Origin of the sequence: Nocardia farcinica, assembly GCF_029867845.1 — a bacterium.
Lineage (GTDB): Bacteria > Actinomycetota > Actinomycetes > Mycobacteriales > Mycobacteriaceae > Nocardia > Nocardia farcinica_A.
The window spans coordinates 1-21,171 of the sequence record NZ_JARWRU010000279.1 but is presented as its reverse complement, the minus strand read 5'-3'; the positions used below and the strand labels follow the sequence as shown (position 1 = coordinate 21,171).

General features: G+C 68.9%; 18 protein-coding genes. 10 read left to right on the top strand and 8 right to left on the bottom strand.

Annotation, left to right across the window (positions count from 1 at the left end; translation table 11 throughout):
- From QH283_RS05845 to QH283_RS05830, 4 genes are all read left to right on the top strand, one after another.
- Positions 1–1,424: hypothetical protein (locus QH283_RS05845; RefSeq protein ID WP_280501991.1), on the top strand; the 1,424-nt coding region annotated here is incomplete at its 5' end.
- A gap of 149 nt (positions 1,425–1,573) precedes the next feature.
- Positions 1,574–2,881, top strand: coding sequence for a lipase family protein (locus tag QH283_RS05840; protein ID WP_280501990.1), 1,308 nt, complete (start codon positions 1,574–1,576; stop codon positions 2,879–2,881).
- A 33-nt stretch (positions 2,882–2,914) separates the two neighbouring features.
- Positions 2,915–3,541 carry a class I SAM-dependent DNA methyltransferase gene (locus QH283_RS05835; protein ID WP_280501989.1) on the top strand — a complete coding sequence of 209 codons (627 nt, stop codon included), beginning with the start codon at positions 2,915–2,917 and terminating at the stop codon, positions 3,539–3,541.
- Between the two features lie 274 nt (positions 3,542–3,815).
- Positions 3,816–4,934 carry an NAD(P)H-dependent flavin oxidoreductase gene (locus tag QH283_RS05830; RefSeq protein WP_280501988.1) on the top strand — a complete coding sequence of 373 codons (1,119 nt, stop codon included), beginning with the start codon at positions 3,816–3,818 and terminating at the stop codon, positions 4,932–4,934.
- Between the two features lie 29 nt (positions 4,935–4,963).
- On the opposite strand, the gene QH283_RS05825 is transcribed toward QH283_RS05830, so the two are convergent.
- The 3 genes from QH283_RS05825 to QH283_RS05815 all read right to left on the bottom strand — a co-directional run bounded on the left by QH283_RS05825 (position 4,964) and on the right by QH283_RS05815 (position 7,568).
- On the bottom strand, positions 4,964–5,962 hold the full coding sequence (locus tag QH283_RS05825; protein ID WP_280501987.1) for a DUF5996 family protein: 999 nt from the start codon (positions 5,960–5,962) through the stop codon (positions 4,964–4,966).
- A gap of 61 nt (positions 5,963–6,023) precedes the next feature.
- Positions 6,024–6,839 (bottom strand): GntR family transcriptional regulator, encoded by an 816-nt coding sequence (locus QH283_RS05820; protein WP_280501986.1) that lies wholly within the window; start codon positions 6,837–6,839, stop codon positions 6,024–6,026.
- 123 nt (positions 6,840–6,962) lie between these two features.
- Positions 6,963–7,568: a GDSL-type esterase/lipase family protein gene (locus tag QH283_RS05815; RefSeq protein WP_280501985.1), complete on the bottom strand. Its 606-nt coding sequence runs from the start codon at positions 7,566–7,568 to the stop codon at positions 6,963–6,965.
- A 135-nt stretch (positions 7,569–7,703) separates the two neighbouring features.
- Between QH283_RS05815 and QH283_RS05810 the strand changes: the two genes are divergently transcribed.
- From QH283_RS05810 to QH283_RS05800, 3 genes are all read left to right on the top strand, one after another.
- Positions 7,704–8,390 carry a 2OG-Fe(II) oxygenase gene (locus tag QH283_RS05810; RefSeq protein ID WP_280501984.1) on the top strand — a complete coding sequence of 229 codons (687 nt, stop codon included), beginning with the start codon at positions 7,704–7,706 and terminating at the stop codon, positions 8,388–8,390.
- Positions 8,377–9,108, top strand: coding sequence for an SDR family oxidoreductase (locus QH283_RS05805; RefSeq protein WP_280501983.1), 732 nt, complete (start codon positions 8,377–8,379; stop codon positions 9,106–9,108). The genes QH283_RS05810 and QH283_RS05805 overlap by 14 nt, the downstream gene beginning before the upstream one ends.
- Positions 9,109–9,331: 223 nt before the next feature.
- Positions 9,332–11,704 (top strand): lysylphosphatidylglycerol synthase transmembrane domain-containing protein, encoded by a 2,373-nt coding sequence (locus QH283_RS05800; protein ID WP_280501982.1) that lies wholly within the window; start codon positions 9,332–9,334, stop codon positions 11,702–11,704.
- Positions 11,705–12,095: 391 nt separating this feature from the next.
- Here QH283_RS05800 and QH283_RS05795 read toward each other — a convergent pair whose 3' ends face one another.
- The 4 genes from QH283_RS05795 to QH283_RS05780 all read right to left on the bottom strand — a co-directional run bounded on the left by QH283_RS05795 (position 12,096) and on the right by QH283_RS05780 (position 15,814).
- Positions 12,096–12,404, bottom strand: a complete 309-nt coding sequence (locus tag QH283_RS05795; protein WP_280501981.1) for a hypothetical protein — start codon at positions 12,402–12,404, stop codon at positions 12,096–12,098.
- Between the two features lie 260 nt (positions 12,405–12,664).
- Positions 12,665–13,954 carry a cytochrome P450 family protein gene (locus tag QH283_RS05790; RefSeq protein ID WP_280501980.1) on the bottom strand — a complete coding sequence of 430 codons (1,290 nt, stop codon included), beginning with the start codon at positions 13,952–13,954 and terminating at the stop codon, positions 12,665–12,667.
- Between the two features lie 18 nt (positions 13,955–13,972).
- Positions 13,973–15,250, bottom strand: a complete 1,278-nt coding sequence (locus QH283_RS05785) for a cytochrome P450 (protein ID WP_280501979.1) — start codon at positions 15,248–15,250, stop codon at positions 13,973–13,975.
- A gap of 288 nt (positions 15,251–15,538) precedes the next feature.
- Positions 15,539–15,814, bottom strand: coding sequence for a hypothetical protein (locus QH283_RS05780; RefSeq protein WP_280501978.1), 276 nt, complete (start codon positions 15,812–15,814; stop codon positions 15,539–15,541).
- A 266-nt stretch (positions 15,815–16,080) separates the two neighbouring features.
- Here QH283_RS05780 and QH283_RS05775 point away from each other — a divergent pair, with 266 nt between their 5' ends.
- The 3 genes from QH283_RS05775 to QH283_RS05765 all read left to right on the top strand — a co-directional run bounded on the left by QH283_RS05775 (position 16,081) and on the right by QH283_RS05765 (position 19,253).
- Positions 16,081–17,220 carry a helix-turn-helix domain-containing protein gene (locus tag QH283_RS05775; protein WP_280501977.1) on the top strand — a complete coding sequence of 380 codons (1,140 nt, stop codon included), beginning with the start codon at positions 16,081–16,083 and terminating at the stop codon, positions 17,218–17,220.
- A 72-nt stretch (positions 17,221–17,292) separates the two neighbouring features.
- On the top strand, positions 17,293–17,805 hold the full coding sequence (locus tag QH283_RS05770; RefSeq protein WP_280501976.1) for a hypothetical protein: 513 nt from the start codon (positions 17,293–17,295) through the stop codon (positions 17,803–17,805).
- Between the two features lie 59 nt (positions 17,806–17,864).
- The gene (locus QH283_RS05765) at positions 17,865–19,253 is read left to right on the top strand and encodes a hypothetical protein (RefSeq protein WP_280501975.1); all 1,389 of its coding nucleotides are present in this window, start codon (positions 17,865–17,867) and stop codon (positions 19,251–19,253) included.
- Positions 19,254–19,452: 199 nt separating this feature from the next.
- On the opposite strand, the gene fadD5 is transcribed toward QH283_RS05765, so the two are convergent.
- Positions 19,453–21,024 carry a fatty-acid--CoA ligase FadD5 gene (gene fadD5, locus QH283_RS05760; RefSeq protein WP_280501974.1) on the bottom strand — a complete coding sequence of 524 codons (1,572 nt, stop codon included), beginning with the start codon at positions 21,022–21,024 and terminating at the stop codon, positions 19,453–19,455.
- Between the last annotated feature and the right edge of the window lie 147 nt (positions 21,025–21,171).

Here is a 21,171-nt window from a genome sequence, read left to right as displayed (position 1 = left end):
TCGGCTACTGCGAGGGCGCCGACGTGGTGCGCCGGGTCGCGATGGGCATCGGCAACGACGAGGCGGGCGACGGCTACGACGTGGTCGACCCGAACCAGGTCGTCGGCGTGGTCATCCTGGCCGACGCCGGGCGCGGGGCGGGCGAGGGTCCGTTCATCGGCTCCGACGACCCGTTCGCCAATCCCGACGGCTTCGACCGGCAGTACCAGAACGCCTCCGCCGCCGCGCCCGGCCAGGGCGCGCTGCCAGGCACCGGCGGCGACTTCGGCGCGCTCAACGGGCGCATCGCCTCGTTCTGCTCCGAGGGCGACCTGACCTGCGCGGCGCCGGAGAACATCTCACTGCTGCAACTGCTGGTGAACGTGGGCAGGCAGGTGAACGTGGACACCCTCGAACGCGAGGGGCTCACCCCGGCGACCGGCGGCGACGTGGCGATGGTGCTCGGGCAGATCGCGCTGGCCGCCTTCTCCGACATCGCCTCCCACCCGAACTGGATGGCCACCGACGAGACCTTCCTCGAGGTCCTGCTGCGGGTCTCCGATCCCGAGTACGTGCCCGGCGCGCACGAGCCCGCGCCGATCTCCGATTCGATCGCGGTCGAGGAGATCTCCCCGCTGGCGCACCTGCCGCGCAAACTGCTCAACGAGGTCGTCGGCCTGCTGGTGACCAACCAGAACACCATCCCGGTGATCATGAGCGACCCGTACAACCTGACCCTCGGGCCCGACCACACCGGTCATCACTTCGACTACTGGCGCGACGCCGACCCGGCCTCGGGCAAGGACATGACCTCGGCGGAGTACGCCGCGGCCTGGCTGACCCACCTGGCCAAGCAGGCGCAGGCCGGCGAGCCGGTGCAGACCAAGACCAAGCCGGAGCCCGCCGAGCTGGCGGTGGCCTACGAGGAGATGAAGGTCAACGTCGCCGAGGTGGAGCGCGAGCGCAACACCTATCTGGCGGCCGAGGCCGCGGGCACCACCACCGCGAAGCCGACCACCACCGGCAAGCCGACCACCACGACGAAGCCCGCGCCGAGCAGCACCACACCGTCGAAGACCAGCACCTCGCGCACCGCCGAGGAGGTCGCGGCCACGACGACGCCGGAGGGCACGAGCACCACCCCGGCCACCCCCGAGCCGACCACCACCAAGCCGACCACCACGGAGCCGACCACTCCCGAGCCGACCACCACCGAGGCCACCCCGGAGCCGGCCACCGAACAGGCCGGCGCCGAGACCACTCCGGCGCAGGCGCCGCCGACCACCGAGGTGGCGGCCCCGCCGACCGCCGACCGGCCGCGGGTGGCCGACAGCACCCCGGTCACGGCCAGCCCGGTCACGACCAGCCCGGCCACGACGACCCCGGTCACGACGACCCCGGTCCCGGCCACGACGCCGATCGAGGAGCCCGATTCGGACCGGTGATCGCCCGCGCGCGGCCCCTCCTCCCGCCCGACTCGCGGGTGCCGTCGGTTGACTTACTGACGGCACCTGCCTGTAATCAGTGCACGCGACTCGCTGTGTTCTGTGCCACTGCACGGGCGGGCGCGTGACTACGGAGGGAGTCGAATCCGATGCAACGACGCATCAGGACCTGCTCGGCCGCGCTGGCGACAGCCGTCGGCCTGTCGGTCGCCGCGCTGATCGCGCCGCAGGCGGCCGCGAGCCCGCCCGGGGTGCCGGCGCCCGTGGGCCCGTGGGGCTCGTTCTACGACCCGCCGTCGGTGCTGCCCGGCTCGGCCCCCGGTGATGTGATCCGGGAAGAGCCCATGTCTCTTGCCCTTTCGGTGCCCTCGCCCACCGGCGCCTTCCCCGGCAGCGCCCGGCGGATCATGTACCGCAGCGTGGACGACGACGGCAATCCGCTGGCGGTCACCGGCACCTACTTCGAGCCGAGCACCCCGTGGGCGGGCGGCGGTCCCCGGCCGCTGATCTCGCTGGCCTCGGGCACCATCGGCGAGGGACGCCAGTGCGCGCCGTCGATCGCGATGAGCTCGCTGCTGCACTACCGCCCGCCGCTGGACCTGTCGATCGCCTACGAGCAGTTCGCCGTCGACTACCTGCTCACCCAGGGCATCGCCGTGGTGTTCACCGACTACGTGGGTCTCGGCACCCCAGGACCGCACCCCTACGGCAATCGCGCCGCCTCCGCGCGGGCGGTCATCGACGCCGCGCGCGCCGCCCAGCGGCTGCCCGGCACCTCGCTCGATCCGTCCGGCCCGGTCGGCTTCTGGGGATACTCACAGGGCGGTCACGCCGCGGGCGCCGCCGCCGAACTCCAGCCGAGTTACGCGCCGGAACTGAACGTGGCGGGCACCTATGCGGGCGCTACGCCGGTCAAGCTCGACGACACCCTGGCCAGGGCCGAAGGCAGCACCCTGATCGGCGCGGTGGGCTACTACCTCAACGGCGTGGTCCGCACCGACCCGGAGATCGCACCCGTGCTCGACCGCGTGCTCAACGACGAGGGCAAGGCGATGGTGGCGACCACCGGCGACCAGTGCGTCGCGCAGACCCTGCTCACCTACTCCTTCCAGCGCACCTCGCAGTGGACGACGACGGGCGAGTCGCTTGGCGCGGCCGTGGTGGGCGACCCGGTGGGCGCGCGCGTCGTCGCCGATCAGGCCCTCGGCAACCTGACCCCGGGCGCGCCGGTGCTGCTGGCGATCAACGTCAACGACGACGCGGTGCCCTACGAGCGGGTGCACGAGCTGGCCGGGATCTGGCGCTCGCGCGGCGTCCCGGTCACCCTGCACACCCTCACGATCCCGCCGATCCTGCCCGGAACCGCCGCCGGTCACGGCATCCCCGAGTTCACCCATGTGCCAACGGCCGCGGCGTGGATGGTCGACCGCTTCCACGGCCTGCCCGTGCCGTCCTGAGGCGGCGCCCCGACCGAGGGCAGGATGGTGCGCGTGGATATCGTGCGCGACGCCTATGACGAGATGGCCGGGGTCTATGCGGAATTCGCGCGGGGCTCGCTCGAGGGCAATCCCTTCGAGCGGGCCCCGCTCGACGTCTTCGCCGAGTGCGTGGGCGCGGGCCCGGTGGCCGATCTCGGCTGCGGCGAGGGGCGGATCACCGCCTACCTGGCGAAGGCGGGGCTGGAGCTGTCCGGCCTCGACCTCTCGCCGGGCATGATCGCGCACGCGCGGGCCGCGCATCCCGGGCTGCGATTCGAGGTCGGCTCACTGGAACACACCGGGCTGGCCTCGGAATCCCTGGCCGGGGTGGTGGCCTGGTATTCGCTCATCCACCTGCCGCCGGAGCGGATGCCCGGCGCGCTGGCGGAGTTCGCGCGGGTGCTGCGGCCGGACGGGCACGCGCTGCTGGGTTTCCAGGCCGCCGAGAGGCAGGGTGATCCGGTCGCCTTCGACCACGCGGTGGTGCGGGCCTACCGGTGGTGGCCGCGGCGGCTGGCCGACCTGGCGCGGGCGGCGGGGTTCGAGGTGCTGATGCGGATGGTGCGGGCGCCGCGGCCGGGCGAACGCTTCGACCACGCCTGTCTGCTGCTGCGCCGCACCGGACCGGGCGTGGTCTGAGCGCGGTCGCGGCAGGCGCGGGGTCACCCGCGGAAAAATTGGGTATCCCGCGACAAAACTAGAACGTGTTACTGTCTTTACATGGTGCACTCACCGGCCGTTCCCCGCGCCGCGCAGGCGAGGCGATACCCGCGGTACGCGGGGACTTCGGTCGGCACAGGTGTCATCCAGCCGATCTCGATCGCCATGCGAGATGGCGACTATGCAACCCGTTCTAGAGCATTCTCGGGCCGCGTGAGCAGTCCGCGAGGCAGGTAAGGGAGACCAGCACCCGATGCGTACCGAAATCTGCGAGCGGCTGGGGATCGAGTTCCCCATCTTCGCCTTCACCCATTGCCGCGATGTGGCCGCCGCGGTCAGCAATGCCGGCGGCCTCGGCGTGCTCGGCGCGGTCGGCTTCACCGCCGAGCAACTGGAAGTGGAGCTGGCCTGGCTCGACGAGCACGTCAACGGCGTCTACGGCGTCGACCTGGTCATCCCCTCCAAGTACGAGGGCAAGGGCATCGACGGGCTCAGCCCCGAGGAGCTCGAGGCCAAGCTCGCCGAGATGGTGCCGCAGGGCCACCGCGACTTCGCCGAGAAGATCCTCGCCGACCACGGCGTGCCGAAGCTGCCCGACGGCGAGACCCCCAACCAGCTGCTCGGCTGGACCGCCACCACCGCGGGCCCGCAGGTCGAGGTGATCCTGAAGCACCCGAAGGCCAAGCTGGTCGCCAACGCGCTCGGCACCCCGCCGGAGGACGTGGTCGCCCAGATCAAGGACTCGGGCAGGCTGATCGGCGCGCTGTGCGGCTCGGTCAAGCACGCGCTCAAGCACAAGGAGGCCGGGCTGGACTTCGTGGTCTGCCAGGGCACCGAGGGCGGCGGGCACTGCGGCGAGGTGTCGTCGATGGTGCTGTGGCCGCAGGTCATCGATGCCGTCGGCGACCTGCCGGTGCTGGCCGCCGGTGGCATCGGCGACGGCCGCCAGGTCGCCGCCGCCATGGCGATGGGCGCGGCGGGCGCCTGGACCGGCTCGATCTGGCTGACCGTGGAGGAAGCCAACGTGCCGCCCGCGCAGATGCAGACCCTCATCGACGCCAGCAGCCACGACACCGTGCGCTCGCGGGCGTGGACCGGCAAGCCTGCGCGCATGCTGCGCAACGACTGGACCGAGGCCTGGGAGGCGCCGGAGAACCCCAAGCCGCTGCCGATGCCGCTGCAGATGATGGTGGCCATCGACGGCGTCAAGCGCGGCCACCGCTACCCGGAGGCCGCCAAGGACGTCAACTTCAACCCGGTCGGCCAGATCGTCGGCATGATGCAGAAGGTCGAGCGCTCGGCCGATGTCATGGAGCGCCTGATCAACCAGTACGTGGAGGCCTGCGAGCGGCTCAACAAGCTCAACAGCTGAGCCCGGGCCGCTTCCTCGGCTCGCACGGCTCAGGGCTGTCGCCGTGCGAGCACCGGATCGGTGACGCCGCCGGGGCACGCGAGCGCGGCGGCGTCCCACCCGGCCAGCGCGCTGCCCTCGGCGTAGACGGTCTCGAAGAACTCGAGCGCCGCGCCGAACGGGTCGCCGGTGGCGCGCGCGGCGTCGTAGCCGTAGTAGGCCGCGTGCGCCGACCCCGAGGGCACCCAGTGGGCGCCGTCGGGGCGCAGCGGTCGGTCGGGGAGCCCGGCGGGCTCGGGGGCGACATAGGAGTAGAAGGTGGGTTCGGGCGTCTTGTCGTCGCCGAACCAGAAGCCCGCGCTGACGACCTCGCGGGAGTAGGCCTCCCTGGTGACCAGATCCACCGTGTCCGGCATGTCGACGCGGCGGTCGGAGAAACGCTGCACGGCCAGGTCGAAGGTGTGCCAGAACAACTGCACCGGGCTGATCTTGCCGGCGTAGCCGGAGCTGAACTGCTCGAGGATGCGCCCCACCCGGCTCTGCACGACGAACGCGCGGCGCACCTTGTCCGGGTCGTAGTCGGCGTGCTCGGTGTCCTGCTCGAACCAGCGGTCGGCGTCGGGCAGGTCGAACGGGTGCGGCCGCGGCATCACCAGATCGATGCCGAGGTCGCCGAGGCCGCCCATGACGTCGGCGTAGAAGGTCGCGACGGATTTGCCCGGCAGGTCGAACTCGACCTGTACGCCCTCGTCGGTGGCGATGCGCAACACGTGGTCGAAGAAGTCGAAGGCACAGGTGAACACCGGGCCGACCCCGGGATCGCCGAGCGGGACGGTGGTCCAGCCGCGGGCGGTCAGCCGGAAGGTCATGTGCCACCAATGGTTGCGGCGGATGCCCTTGGCCAGCGCGACCTTGCCCACCACCTGAGCGAACCGGTGCAGTGTCTGCTTGGTGGGCCGCCAGGACTCCAGCGGGATGGCGGGCAGCGGCTCCGCCGCCTCGGCGACCGCCGGTGACACGGGTGACTCGGGCACTGCCGACTCGGTCATAGGGCCACGGTACGACCGGTGCGCGGGGTTTGCCAGCATCCCCCGATCCGGCGGGAAGTCCTCAGCCGGTCGCGGCGCGCGCGGCCGGGGCGACAGGTGCTGTGGTGACCGGTGCTGTGGTGACCGGTGCTGTGGCGGCGCCGCCCGCGACGAGTTCCCGGAAGCGGGCGAGCACCCGCCGGTGATAGTTGTCGAACAATTCGTCGAACAACGCGGACTGCGCGGGCGAGGGCGGCGTGCCGGAATCCCACACCGACAGCAACGCCCGCCACATCAGCGCGTGCAGTTCGGCGGGCGCGGCGAAGTAGGCCCGCACCGCCTCGGGCACCTCCAGCACCATCTCGGCGACCGAGTTGAACACCGCCCGCCGCAACGAGGTGTCCATGGCGGTGAACAGCCGCCGGATCAGCGCGACCTCGGCGGCGAGCACGCGCCGATGGTCGGGCGGCTGCTGTCTGGCCAGGGTCTCCAACTCGGCCACCATCGCGGCCAGTTCGGCGCGGTCGACGGCGCGCTCGCTCGCGGTGTAGCCGAGCAGTGCCTCGCGCACCAATTCCCGTTCGGCGGCGACGATGTCACCGAACATGGCCACCGCCAGGTCGGGGCGGTCGAGGGAGAAGCGGAACAGGTGCCGGTACACCTCGAGGCCGCCGACGGCGCGCACGTCGTGGATGGTGAAGCCCTTGCCGCGGCGGGCCGAGACGAACCCGTAGGACTCCAGCCTGCCGAGGGTCAATTGCGCTGTCGCCCGGTTCATCTCGAACTCCTCGGCGACCTGGCGCACCGAGGGCATCAGCTCACCGGGCCGGTACTGCCCGGCGGCCACGCGCCGGGCCAGCTCGTCGGCGACATCCGCGACGACCGTATCGGCTCCCATCGACGCGACCTTCCTCATCGGCGAACCCGTTTGTGTGTCCGCACAGGGTAGAGCCAACGGACTGGTGGCGCATCCCATTGCGCGCCCGGCGCTTTCGGCTCAGCGCCGGTGGCGCTCGTCGGCTCAGCGCGCCAGACCGTCGAGCCAGGTGCGCCACGCCGGTTCGACGAGCCGGGCCAGCGTTTCGTACCCGGCCGCGCCCGGATGTGCCCCGTCCCCCTCGGCGACCTCGCGCATCCACACCTCGTTCCGGCACAGCGCGGCCGCCACCGGCACGTACGTGACCTCGGCCGCCGCGCACCGCCGGGCGTACTCGGCGTCGAGCGCGCGGATGCGCGCGGTGTGCCCGGCATCGTCCACCGGCGGCGGGCCGATCATCAGCGCGGTCCAGCCGCGGGCGGCCACCTCGTCGAGGATCGCCGAGAGCGCGGCCGCGGACTCCGCGGGCGCGACGCGCGGGCGCTCCCCGGCCTGGGCGGTGTCGTTGGCGCCGAAGGACAGCACCACCGCCCCGGTCGCCTGATCGGGCAGGCGCGGTGCGCATTCGACGGCGAGCCGGTCCCGGATCTCCGGCGCGGTCCGACCACGGACGCCCAGGTTGTAGACCGTCAACGGTGGCCGGGGCGGTGCGGCGGCGGCCAGGCGTCCGGCCCAGCCGAGCCGGTGCGGATCGCCGACCCCGGCGACGAAGGAGTTCCCGACAAAGCACACGCGCAGATCCTCGACCACGGCCCGATCCTCGCATCCGGGCCGCGTCCGGCGCCGCGCCGGATCGGGCCTGCTGGTTCGCCGGGACCGCCGGGTCGCCCGGACGGATCACGCGTCCCCATAGGATCGGAGGCGGTCGATCGGGAGGGAGTCGTCTTGCCTGGGGAAACGGCGCGTCCCGCGCCTGCCTGGTTCGTCCGGTTGTTCGCGCACCGACGCTGGATCCGCCGCACCGAGCCGTTCCCGCACGTCTACGCGCGCGAGGTGTTCACCGAGGAGTTCTACGGCCGCCTGCGGGCCGAGGTCGCGCGGGTGCGGACGACGGGCGGCACCGGGGACACCGCGTCGCCGGGAGCCACAGCGGGCCGGGAGCACACAGCGATCTCGCTGTGGGAGTTGCGGGACGGACCGCTGGCGCTGTTCACCTCCCGGGAGTGGCACGACCTGATCGCCGGGCTGGCCGAGGCGGTGCTGCCCGGCGGGGGCGCAGGCGCGGTCACCGGTACCCTGCGCCACCACCCGGTGGGCGGGCAGGCGGGTGAGACCAGGCACGAACCGACCGGCGCGGCGGGGGCGCTGGCCCTGCTCTTCCACCTCGGCCCGGCCGAGTGGCGGGCAGGCGACGGCGGCGAGACCGCGCTGTATCCGGTGGCCGGGGACGCCGCGCCCGCTCTCGTTCCGCCGCTGGGCAATTCGCTGGTGCTGTTCGCCACCGCCCCGCACACCAGGCACCGCCACCTCGGCGGCGACCGCCACGCGCGCGACAGCGTGCTGATGTATCTGCACGACCCCGATCCCCACCCGCAGCACCGGACCGAAGGAGACACACATGGCCGAGGGTGACCGGCGGGTCTGCCTGCTGACCGGAGCCGACAGCTCGTTCGGCGAACTGTTCTGCCAGGCCATGCGCACCGACTACGACATCGTGGCGGTGTGCGGCGAGCAGACACCCGCCGTGGTCTCGCAGCTGGAATGGTTCGTCGACCCGTTCGCCCCGCGCACCGCGCTGCCGGAGAACACCTACCCGGTGTACGTGCTGCGCGCCGACCTGACCGCCGAGGGCGAGCCCGAGCGGATCGCCGACCTGGCGCTGGCCCGGTTCGGCGGGGTGGACCTGCTCGTCAACGCCGCCACGCCGCGGCCGGACACCACGGTCTCGCTGCTCGACGCCGACGCGACGCTGGCGGATTTCCTGGCCCGTTGCGCCACTGCGGTCGCCGCGCCGCTGCGGCTGGCGGCCCGGCTGGCGCAGCGTTGCTGGCTGCACGACCCGAGAACCAACCGGGCGCGCAATCGCAATATCGTCAACGTCTCCGCCCTGACCGGCTCGACCGTGGCCGCCGGGCAGGCCGCGCACGGGGCGGCGATGGCCGCGCTCGATCAGCTCACCAAGCATCTGGCCGTCGAGTACAGCGCGTTCGGGGTGCGGGCCAACGCGCTCGCGCCCGACCGGTTCCCTGAGCGGCTGCCGGTGGAGCAGGTGGTGCGCGCGGTCGCCGAACTCGACGCGGGCGAGATGACCGGGCGGGTGTTCGGGGTCGCCGCCGACACGGCGGGCTGATGACGGGGCCGGTGGGGTGGGCGTACCGGTTCGCGCCCGGTTCTGGCAGGGTGATCAACGGCCGGTCACGGCACCGGCCGTGGGCCCCGCCCCCCGCCCCTCGGCCCGGCCCGCCCGCGGCGTGTTGGTGCCGGGCGGCCGCGGCCGCCTGCTGCATACTCACCGAGCGTGCGCTAGGGGCTGCTCCGACCAGCGCCAACCGATCCGAAAGTACCGATAGACGATGCGACTCGACGGGCGGGAGATCCCGGTCACCGGGAGCCTGTTACAGCCGCTGACCCGGCGGACGACCGACATCGTCCGGGTCATGCTGGCGTCGCTCGGCCTGGCGGTCGTGATCGCGGGTTCGGTCATCACCAGGCCGGAGTGGCTGGCGCTGGAGCGCTCGGTGTCCGACATCGTCGGCTTCCTCACCCCCGACCAGTCGAACCTGGTCTACCTCATCTACGGCATCGCCATCCTGATCCTGCCGTTCGCCATTCTCATCGAACTGGTCATCGGCAGGCAGTGGAAGCTGCTGGCCGGGTACGCGGCGGCGGGCCTGCTGGCGGTGCTGCTGCTGTCCATCACCGGCAACGGCCTGTCGGCGCCGAAATGGCATCTACAGGTGCCCGACCGGCTCGACACCTTCCTGAGCCAGTTCCTCGACGACCCGCGCTGGATCGCGCTGCTGGCGGCGGTGCTCACCGTGTCGAGCCCCTGGCTGCCGACCAGGCCGCGGCGCTGGTGGTGGTTCCTGCTGCTGGCGTTCGCACCGATGCACCTCGTGGTCAGCACCGTGGTGCCCGCGCGTGCCATGTTCGGCCTCGCCGTGGGCTGGCTGGTCGGCGCGGTGATCGTCTGGGTGGTCGGCACACCGGCGCTGGAGGTGCCGCTGGACGCGGCGGTGCGGGTGCTCGAACGCGGCGGCCACCGGATCACCGGGTTCATCGTGCGCCGCCCGGCGGGCTCGGGGCCGCTGGTGCTCGCGGCCACCGTGGCGGGCCACGAGGACGAACTCGTGGTCGAGCTGTACGGCAAGAACCAGCGCAGCCACGGCACGTTGCGGGCCATGTGGCGCTGGCTGACCTTCCGTTCCAGTGAGACCGCCTCCCTGCACGGTTCGCTGGAGCGCGCCGTGGAACATCGTGCGCTGCTGGCCGTCGCGGCGGGCAGGCTCGGCCTGGCGGGCACCGACGTGGTGCTGGTGACCGCCCTGGATCGCGGCTGGGTGCTCTACGCGCACACGGTCGCGGCCGGGCAGCCGCTGCACGCGGCGAGCGAGGACCAGCTGCCGCTGATCTGGCGCGCGCTGGCGGCTCTGCACGAAGGCCGCATCGCGCACGGCGATCTGCGCCCCGAGGACGTGCGCATCGACGGCGACCGGGTGCTGTTCACCGGTTTCGGCAGCGCCGAGTTCGGCGCGAGCGACACCCAGCTCCAGACCGACATCGCCCAGCTGCTGGTGTCGACCACCGCCACCCACGGCAAGCAGGCCGCCGTCCGCGCGGCCATCGAGACCCTCGGCGAGCAGGCCGTCCTCGACTCCTCGCGCAGGCTCACCAAGTCCGCCATGCCCGCGGGGCTGCGCGCGGCCATCCCGAAATGGGGCGACCGGGTCTCCGAGGCGCACGAGGAGGTGCGCAGACAGACCGGCCAGGACAAGATCGAAGCCGACCAGATCACCCGGTTCTCCCGTAACCAGATCATCCAGCTGGTGCTGCTGATCGGCCTCGTCTACGTGGCCTACCCGTTCATCAGCCAGGTGCCGACCTTCTTCAGCCAGCTGCGCACCGCCAACTGGTGGTGGGCGCTGCTCGGGCTCGGGGTGTCCTCGCTGACCTACATCGGCGCGGCGGCCGCGCTGTGGGCGTGCGCCTCCCGGATGGTGCGGCTGCGCGACCTGATCATCATGCAGGTGGCCAACACCTTCGCCGCCACCACCACGCCCGCGCGGGTGGGCGGCCTCGCGCTGAGCGTGCGCTTCCTGCAGAAGGGCGGGCTCGGCGCGGTGCGCGCGACGGCCGCGGTCGCGCTGCAGCAGGCCGTCCAGGTGCTCACGCACCTGAGCCTGCTCGTGCTGTTCAGCATCGTCGCGGGCACCTCGGCGGACCTGTCCCGCTTCGTGCCCGATCCGACCATCATCTACCTGGCCGCGGGCGTCGGCGTCGGCATCATCGGCACCTTCATGTTCGTGCCGACCCTGCGCCGCTGGCTCAACACCTCCGTGCGGCCCCAATTGCAGGAGGTACTGGGCGAACTCGGCCAGCTCGCCCGCGACCCGAAGCGCTTCGCCATCATCCTCGGCGGCTCGGCTGCCATCACGCTGGGCATGGCCGGGGCGCTGTGGGCCAGCGTGCAGGCATTCGGCGGCGGAACCACCTTCGTCACGGTGACCATCGTGACGATGATCGGCGGCACGCTGGCCTCGGCGGCACCGACCCCGGGCGGCGTGGGCGCGGTCGAGGCGGCACTGATCGGCGGCCTGGCGGCATTCGGGCTGCCGGCGAGCATCGCGGTGCCGTCCGTGCTGCTCTACCGCGTCATGACCTGCTGGCTGCCGGTCTTCTGCGGCTGGTTCCTGATGCGCTGGATGACCCAGCGCGACATGATCTGAAGCCCGGTGCTGCTTGACCCGCCTGTCCCAGCGCACTTCCGCACAACCGATCGTGCGACCCGAAACCCATTGCACAAATTTTGGAGCCCGACCGAGAGGAAGCGCAGCAGCCTAGAATGCCAGCGCATGACGCTCAATCCACACCAGGTCATTCGCTGCAGGCGCTGGAACGGCGGCCAGACAGATGGATCCTGACAGCTGGCCAAGGCATTGGTCGGGTGTGGTGGAGTATTCGACCACGGTCGGCCTCCGGGAGGTTGGTGGGTCAGGCCACCATGTCCAGATGGCGGCGGTGATCGCCAGCAAGGTCGCGGCGGTCAGAGCACGGGCGAGGGTACGGGGCAGGTGCATGACGGGTTCGCTTCTGTCAGTGCGAGCTCGCGGCGCTCGGTCAGGGATTAGGGTTCCAGCCGCGAACACGGGGAATGACGGCTCGGGGCACGACCAGCGTCGCGGCCAGGGCGAGCGCTTTGGTCGCTGCCCCGAAGTGTTCCAAGCTCGGGGCCAGGATCGTGGCCGCACGGATCTTGTGGGCGCTGTCGATGATGAGCGTGGTGGGCATGAAGGTGTTCTCGTCGATGTCGAGGACATGGGTGATGGTGTAACCGTGTGCGGCGGCGAGTTCGACGAGGGTGTGGCGGTCGGTGTCAGGTGAGGTACTGACGGTGTGGTTCAGCAGCCCGAGAGCGATGGTGTCCACCCTCTCACCTCACGATCCGGTCGCGGTCGCGGAAGTACTGGTAGTCGTCGCGGCTGACAAGCACGGCGGCCAGACGGGTCGAGCAGTGCCAGGGACACTCGCCGTGGAGTAGGAGCGCGTTCGCGGCGTCGGCGGGGGAACGTACCGGCCAGTGCGGGTTGTCATGACGGCGCTCACCGGTGGCCGCCGTGGCGCGGAGGCTGGGAGCACGGCCGATCGGGACCACCTCACTGGTGGGCGGCGATATCCGGGTGGCGATGTCAGGCCCCACGGCATCCCCCTTCGATGCCGTGGGGCCGGTCCAGGTAGACGGGCAGGGTCCGGTGGCCGTGGGAGATGAAGCTCGGCAACGGTTTCAGTTCGCCGTCGGCGACGGCGAGGGTGAGTTCGGGGAAGCGCCCGAACAGCGCGGGCAGGGCTTCGGTCGCTTCGAGGCGGGCCAGGGCCGCGCCCAGGCAGTGATGCGGCCCGTATCCGAACGACAGGTGTTCCTTGTCGAGGCGAGCCGGGTCGAACTGGTCGGGGTTGGGATCGTGCCGATCAGGGCTGCGGTTGGCGGCGGCGATCGTGGCGATGATCGCTTCACCGGCCTTGATCTGAACATCGGCGATGTCGATATCGACGATCGCGTACCGCAAGGGCAGATTCGCCACCGGCGGCGCATACCTCAAGGTTTCCTCGATCAACTGCGACCACGAGACGCTGCCGGTCCGCAACTGCCCCAGCAGTCCGGGCCGGGTCAACACCTGATAAACGGCCTGGTCGATGAGGTTGACGGTGGTTTCGTATCCTGCGCTGATCACCAGCAACAGGGTGTGGACGAGTTCTTCCTCGGTGAGTCGATCGGCTTGTTCGTCACGGTGGCCGATGAGCAAGCTGGTCATGTCCTCCCCTGGTTCGGCCCGGCGACGCGCTACCAGCGTGGTCAGGGTGGCGACGAGTTCGGTGAACGTGTCGTACGGGTCGCGGTGCGGGGTGGTGGAGAAGATCTCGTCCACACACACCCGCAACCGTGCCTGGAGATCGTCCGGGACCCCCATCAGGGCGGTGATGACCCGCAACGGGACCTGGGTCGCGTAGTCCTCGCGCAGGTCGATCACCGTGTGGTCGGGGCGGGCGGCGAGGTCGTCGAGCAGCCGGCGCACGATCATCGTGATCTGGGGACGCAGGGCGGTGACCCGGCGCGGAGTGAAGGCCGGGCCGATGAGCTTACGCAGGCGTTGATGATCTTTCCCGTAGGCGGTGAACATGTTGCGCACCGACACCCAGGTGATCAACGGCCAATCCGAAGGCACCTGCCCGGACCGGAACTTCGGCCAGTGCTGGTGGGCGTCCTTGGAGACCCGCCAATCAGTGAAGAGTTCTTTCAGTACTTCGGGATCGGTGACCGCCCACGCCGGGATGTCGCCGGGCAGCATCACGCGCACCAGCGGACCTCGCTCGCGGAGGGCGATGGCTTCGCCGGGGATATCGGCACCGGTGATATCCAGCACCACCGCAGCAGAACCAGCGGCAGGGATGGAAGCGGGGGCGGGTTGCAGATCGGTCATCGCGGGATACCTATCGTTCTAGCGAGCGGCTGGAATGGACAGTGCGGGAACGGGAGTGAAAGTCACGGGCAGCGCTTCCAAGGACCGGTGGAACGGTCCAGGCCGCCACCTCAAACGCTCGGCGGGGACCGCCAACTCGATCTCGGGCAGAGCATCGAGCAGCTGATCGATCGCATCCCCGGCGATCAACTCCGCAGGTCCGCGAGCAGGGCAACGATGCGGACCGGCGCCGAGGCCGAGGTGGGATTCGTTGCCGTAGATATTGCCGCCCACCACGGCCGGGTCGTTGTTACAGGCGGCCAGGCTGATCACGATCGGCTGATGCGCAGGCACCCACACCTTGTCGTCGATCAGCTGCGGTTGGCGGGGATAGGACATACAGAAATTCGCCAACGGCGGATCACGGAACAACACATGCGTGAGCGCGTCACGGGTCGAGACCGCTCCCCCGACGACCCGGCCCCCGAAGTCAGGGTGGGTCGTCATCAGCGACACGGTGTTGACGATGAGATTGGTCAGCGGTTCACTCGCCGCCGCATACAGGGTGAACAGCTGATGCACCGACTCCGCGTCATCCAGGCCGGCGGGGTGAGCGAGCAGCCAGGAGGTGATGTCCCTGCCCGGCCGGACACGCTTGCGGACGACCAGCTCAGCCAACGCCCCCACCGCGACCTGGTTGCCCTCGACGGCATCAGCGGTGGTGTCGAACATCATCGCCATCCCCGTCGCGATCCGCTCGCTGATATCGGGGTCGCAACCGATGAGTTCGCTGATCACTTCGAACACCAGCGGGAACGCGTAATCCGCGAGCAGGTCCGCCCGCCCCTGGGAGCAAAACCCGTTGATCAACCTCACGGCGCTGGCCTCGACCACCGCGTGCAGACCGACCAAGTCCACCCGTTCGAGAGCATCGACGGTCGCGGACCGGTAGCGGGCATGCTCGACACCGGTGCTGCGCAACGCATTCGGCCGCTTCTCCATCATCGGCAACACCGGACACTCCAACGGAATGTTGCGCTGCCAGATGCCCGGATCGGCCGGGAAATGCTCGGGATCGTTGAGAATCCGCAGCGCGGTCCAGTAACCGACCACCAACGTGGCCGGAACGCCCGGTGCCAGCCACACCGGAGCCAGTGATCCGAACCGCTCCCGCATCTGGGCGTATGCGGTGTGCGGGTCGGCTGCGAAGTCGGCGGTGTAGAGCGGAATACGGAACTCGTTGTCGGCATCCAGCGGCGAACCGCGACCGGCAGGGCAACGAGGAGGGCGAGTGAAGCCGGATGGTGTTGCAAGCAAGGAAGTGCTCCCGAATCGAATAGATTGGCGACGCTGTGCGTCGTGAGGGAACGCGGCCCGTCTGGGGCATTCACGCGCGTGAAATCTGTTGGCGCACAGATTGTTAAACCCCCTGGCCAGGACGTCTCCGCGTATAGCAGCCCGGCCTACGCGAAGATCATCAACCACGGATCAAGGTCAGAGTGAACAGCCTCGGCCATCTACATGTGATGCCGCAGCGCAGCTACGTTGCCGAGACAGGCTGGCTCACAGCCCTATTCGTGGATTATGTCTACATCGCACCGCTGCTCAGATGAGTCCTGCCGCGATGAGTACACTCGCCGCGGATGCCTTTGCGCCGCATTGGCTGCTCAGGCAGTCGGCATGCTCGATCGCCACCATCCGAGCAACGCCCAGTCGGTAGGGGCGGAATGGTGTTGCGTGCGCCGGGTGACTTCGGATGATCGGCTGGGCAACTGAGCGCAGTTTCCGGTGGGATCGAAATCTGAGAAAGAACGGAACGAGGACAAGCAGCGGCGACAACGGCGCTACGGTCAGGACTATCCATGCATCGTTGATTTGCATCTCGACCCCCTCGTGGTCGGGTGAAGTCGAACTCGGCGGATAGAGCGATGCCCGTCGACCCGAGTCCGAAAAGGCGCTCCTCGTGTGCGGTCAGCCGTCTGACGGCCACTAGGATGAACTACACAGCGAGCGTCTCGAGAGACCTGATTTCGGCGGGAGCGGCACCTCTCCTCCGATGTCAATGGTTCTGCTCTGTGATGATTGTGAGTAGTGGCATCTCTAGTGGCGCGCAGCACTATTCGGAGCCGGAGGTGCATGATGGGTTCATGCACACGGGCAAGCTCATTCGTGATCTGCGGCAGGCGCGCGGCTGGTCTCAGGGTCGCCTTGCCGATGCGCTGACGGAGCATTCAGGAGTCCCGATCAGCCGCGAGTACATCTCCCGACGGTGGGAGTCGTGCAGAACCGAGCCTTCTCCATTTTGGATGCGGCACCTGGCAGCCGTTCTCGATGTCCCCCTAGCTGTCCTGGAGTACGAGTTGAACCGTCGTCAGTTTCTGTCCACCTTCGCTGCCACCACTGTTGCTCCGGGCGTGGCCTCAGACCTGCTCGCCGAGGGGTTCTCGGCGAGATTGGGTGGGGCAGGCCCGAGTGTTGATGCCTGGGACTCGATGCTCACTGCATATGGATCGGATTACATGACGCTCGGCGCGGCCGAGATTCAGAGGCGACTCACCATCGACCTCGCGGTGATCCAACAGCAATGTGATACACCGCGCATGTGGGCGCACGCATCGCGCCTGATGACGCTGTATGCGAAGACGTTCCCAGGCTCGGACGGGTCCAAGGCGGTGTCGTGGTATCGAATGGCAGCCGAGTCGGCCGACCGGTCAGGCGATATCGACACCCGCGTGTGGGTGCGTGGTCGAGCCGCCATCGCACTCGGGTACGAAGGGGCCTCGCTGCCGGTCGCGAACATGTTCGCCGAGCAGGCTCTGGCCCTGGACGATCGCCCGTCTCTGGGCCGTCTGAATGCCATCTACGGCAAGGCTCATGCGGCAGCACTCGGTGGGGACGTCGACACGGCTCGAGCGCTGGATACCGAGGGGCGCCGGCTGTTCGATCACGTCGGCTCAGGCGACGATGAAGCCTCCGACTACGCGGTGCCGTACTGGCGGCTCGGGGTTTTCCGATCACTCCTATCGGCTCGTATCGGCGACGAGGCGACCGCGGTGGCGGCACAGGACGAGGCACGGCGGCTCCTGCCAGTGACGATGCCGCGTTTCGCGACGCACCTCGAGATGCACCGTGGGTTGATGCTCGTTCGCACCGGAGACCGGGAGGGCGGTATCGCGTACGCCCGTGCGGCGCTCGATGCTCTGCCGCCGGAGAAACATTCGTTGACACTGCGGATGCTCATGGACGAAGTTTCCGGCCAACCGGCTGCAAATCAGTCGCGGGCATAGTTGGGGTTACAGCAGCCGAGGCTACGTCCTGGGATATGCGACAACCAGCAGCGACCGACAGAAAGGGGAATCGTGGGGACCGACGAGCAATTGGGCTTGGATTTCGAAGTTCAGCGGACCGCCTGGGGCGATTGGGTCGACCCCGAGCGCCGGAAAGCCCAGGCGCGGAAGTTCATGGACCGTGCGGGTATCGCCCACATACCGGCCACGCCGTGGCCTGCTGGTTCGCCAGAAGTGAAGAGGCTCGACGCCATGGTGACCGAACTGTTTCCGGACCTGGAGACAGCCATGAAACCGGAGAACGCGGACATCGCGGACGAGTTCATCTGCTTTGTCGGTGAATGCTATATCAAATTCGCGCGGGCACAATGGTTCGACTTCGAATGGCGCGGCCGGGAGCACTCCTTCTACGACAGCGTGAATCCCGCACTCCGTTGGCCCGTAGACGAGGACGAGGACGAGGAGGTCACGGCTTGGGCGCTGATAGAAGGTGTCGCGGACCATTCCGAATACGGGGACGGATTCTCACTGCTGGCCGACGAGATGCGGGAAGAATACGACAGAATCGCCAACTCGGCCAGGTGACGCGCGAAAAATAAATTCGCCGCAACTGTCAGAATCAGCACAATGGGGGCGGGTCAGTCGTGCCTCGTGACGGGTATGACAGAGATCGCGAAGCATTTGACAACAATGCGCGCGGCCGAATCTGGGAAAACGGCACCGACCGCTACTACCGTGATCGGCAAAATGGGTATCTCAAGCCGTCACGAAAGCACGAATTAACAACTCGCAATCAAAATCGCCGCTACGACAAGCAGCGAGGTGACGTCGAAAACGGCCCTGTCCGAGCCATCGAAGATAAATCCGGCAAGGTCGGTGGACGTAAGGACGAAGAGCAATTGCGCCGCGACTACGAGTTGATCCGGGACGGCAAGGTCGAACATCTTCTCCTGCGCTCGGTCGCCGGTGAACGTATCTCGCCGAAGGCGCAGGCATTGATCGCCAGGCTACAGCGGGACTTTCCGGACAAGTTCACCCATCAGATCGTGCCCCGAGCGGACGCCCGCGAGGTGTGGGCGCTGGGTCGGCAACTGGAACGCGGTCAACAACTCGAGCTGCCGGGGATCGGCCAGCAGGCGCGGGAGCAGGTTCGCGAACGCAAGGACCCCGGGCGGGTGAAAGCGTTCACGAAGGCACTCGAGACAGGCAAGTCGCTCGCCGATCAGCGTGAGCGTCACCGGGAACAGGTGCACCAGCAGCTGCGGGAGATCGCCGAGGGTGCCGAGGCGGGAAAGCCACTGGCCGCGGAAACGCTACAGAAGCAGCATGAGCGGTTGTCGAAGCGGCTGGACAACCTCCGGGAAGCCGAGCGCAGGAACGAACGCCATCTCCTGCAATCGCTGGGGTTGCGGTTGAGCGAGGACCGGATGCGCACAGTCGAGCAGATGCGGGAAGAGGAACGCGAGAAGCAGCGCCAGGACGTGGTTCACGGTCTCGAGAAGATCGGACGTGAAGTCGAGCAAGGGCATTGGCGGGAGATCGCCGATCAGCACAACGCGCGCGTGCAGCAGTTGAGTGTCGAGCACGTGCGGTCTGTCGAGCAGCGTTATCAGGGGCGGGAAGGGTTGGAGCGGGAGATCGCGGTCGAGCAGGCCCGTCGGCAAGCCGACCGGTTGCGGCTCACGCCGGAGAAGATCGCCGGCTTGGACCTGGAACGATTCCGCGCCGTCCGTGACGGCAGGGAAGGCGAATACCATTCGCCTGGTAAGACCCACAGCTACCAGCGCTCAGAAGGTCCGGCCGTCGAGGTCGAACACGATGCGCCGGAACGGCGGCTGGCACGGATGGTGCGCGACGTCGACCGGGGATTGTCGGTCGATCAGGTCCTGATGCGTGAGGTGCTGGAGATCAGCAGCCCCGAACCGGCCTCCGAGGCAGCGCGGCAGGCTTCGATCCATCGCGCGGCGGTGCGGCAGGGACGGGCTCGGGAGATCGAACGCGACCGGGAGCGGGGGATAGATCGCGGTCGATAGATTGGCGACTACGGCGCACGGGAGGACGGCGGCACCTCGGCGAACGCGGCGAAGGCGCGAGTTCCGGAAACGGCGACGGCGCGGACGCTCGAGGTCTTCAGGAGTAGACCTCGACCGCCCGCGCCGATTTCGCCGATCCGTGTCCCAGTTCACGGATCAGCAGGACGAGCGAGCGCTGCGATGAGCGCTGCTCAGGTCATCAGGACGCGTAATCCTTGCGCAGTTGCGGCTTCACGACCTTGCCGCCCGCGTTGCGGGGCAGCTCGGCCACCACGACGAGATCCTTGGGCTGCTTGTAGCGGGCCAGGTTCTCGTTCAGGAACGGCTCGAGCTCCTCGAGGGTCAGCTCGCCCTCCGGATCGTTGAGCGCGACGATGGCGACCGGCACCTCGCCCCACTTGTCGTGCGAGCGGCCGATCACGGCGGCCTCGCGGATCTTCGGGTGGCTGAAGAGCACGTTCTCCACCTCGGCGCAGTAGATGTTCTCGCCGCCGGAGATGATCATGTCCTTCTTGCGGTCCACGACGTAGATGAAGCCCTCTTCGTCGGCGCGCACCAGGTCACCGGAGTGGAACCAGCCGCCGTAGAAGGCATCCGCGGTGGCTTCCGGCTTGTTCCAGTAGCCCTGCATGAGAGTCGGGCCGCGGTAGACGATCTCGCCGACCTCGCCGGGGGCGACGTCGTTCATCTCGTCGTCGACGATGCGGGCCTGGATGGTCGGGATCGGCTTGCCGACCGAGCCGAGCTTGCGCAGCGCGTCCTTGCCCTCGAGCACGCAGGTGATCGGCGACATCTCGGTCTGGCCGAAGACGGCGACGTTCTGGGCGTCCGGGAAGGCCTCGGCCATCGCGCGCAGCACCGTGTCCGAGGCGGGGGCGGCGCCCCAGCTGAGCATCTTCAGCGCCAGCTTGCGGTCCTTCAGGGTCGGATCGGCGCAGATGAGCTGCCACTGTGCGGGCACGCAGAAGGCGGTGGTGGCCTGCTCGGCCTCCACGGCGTCGAGGAATTCGGTCGGGTTGAACGCGCCGAGCGGGTGCAGCACGGTCTTGGCGCCGAGCAGGAAGTAGGGCGCGAGGCTGCCCAGGCCCGCGATGTGGAACAGCGGCGAGGTGCAGAACGCGATCGAGTCGGGGGTCAGCTCCATGGCGCGGATGCAGGTCAGCGCCTGGGCGTTCATGTTGATGTGGGTGAGCACCGCGCCCTTCGGGCTGCCGGTGGTGCCCGAGGTGTACATGATCAGGGCGGGGGTGTCCTCGGGGATGTCGAGCGGCGCGTGCGGCTCGCCCTCCTCGGCGATGGCGTCGTCGTAGCCGAGCACGCCGTCCTCGCTCTTGCCGCCGATGACGATGTGGGTCTCCAGCGCCGGGGCGTCCTTGCGGACGGCGGCGGCCAGCGGCTGCAACAGGGTGTCGGAGATGATCGCCTTCGCGCCGCTGTCGCTGACGATGTAGGCGACCTCGGGCGGGGTGAGGCGGAAGTTCACCGGCACCGCGATCGCGCCGAGGGCGTTGATGCCGAAGACGGCCTCGATGTACTCGGGGTAGTTGAGCGCGAGGATCAGCACCCGGTCGCCGAAGCCGACGCCGCGGCGGGCCAGCGCGTCGGCGAACTTCTCCGAGCGCTCGTGCAGCTGCTTCCACGTGGTGTCGACGCCTTTGAACCGGAGCGCCACGCCGTCGGGTCGCATGATCGCATGCGTAGCGAGCTGGTTGTTCCAGTGATTGCGCCGCGAGCGGATCGGCTCGGCGATCGCCTCTGCACCAGTGGTCATACCACGTTCTCCTTCTGGGACCGTCCGCTGCGGGCCGGGTGGCCCGCACCGTCGACGGGCTGAACATAGACCAGAATAACAACTAACATCTTACAACGGCAAGAGAAGATGAGATGAATCGACCTTAATCGTATCGCCGGAACGACC

Excerpts from the sequence above, each read along its gene's own strand:
- QH283_RS05805 (WP_280501983.1), top strand. The coding sequence starts at position 8,377 with ATGGCCGAGGGTGACCGGCGGGTCTGCCTGCTGACCGGAGCCGACAGC.
- QH283_RS05780 (WP_280501978.1), bottom strand. The coding sequence starts at position 15,814 with ATGCAAATCAACGATGCATGGATAGTCCTGACCGTAGCGCCGTTGTCG.
- QH283_RS05775 (WP_280501977.1), top strand. The coding sequence starts at position 16,081 with ATGCACACGGGCAAGCTCATTCGTGATCTGCGGCAGGCGCGCGGCTGG.
- fadD5 (WP_280501974.1), bottom strand. The coding sequence starts at position 21,024 with ATGACCACTGGTGCAGAGGCGATCGCCGAGCCGATCCGCTCGCGGCGC.
- QH283_RS05790 (WP_280501980.1), bottom strand. The coding sequence starts at position 13,954 with ATGACCGATCTGCAACCCGCCCCCGCTTCCATCCCTGCCGCTGGTTCT.
- QH283_RS05840 (WP_280501990.1), top strand. The coding sequence starts at position 1,574 with ATGCAACGACGCATCAGGACCTGCTCGGCCGCGCTGGCGACAGCCGTC.
- QH283_RS05800 (WP_280501982.1), top strand. The coding sequence starts at position 9,332 with ATGCGACTCGACGGGCGGGAGATCCCGGTCACCGGGAGCCTGTTACAG.
- QH283_RS05830 (WP_280501988.1), top strand. The coding sequence starts at position 3,816 with ATGCGTACCGAAATCTGCGAGCGGCTGGGGATCGAGTTCCCCATCTTC.
- QH283_RS05825 (WP_280501987.1), bottom strand. The coding sequence starts at position 5,962 with ATGACCGAGTCGGCAGTGCCCGAGTCACCCGTGTCACCGGCGGTCGCC.
- QH283_RS05820 (WP_280501986.1), bottom strand. The coding sequence starts at position 6,839 with ATGGGAGCCGATACGGTCGTCGCGGATGTCGCCGACGAGCTGGCCCGG.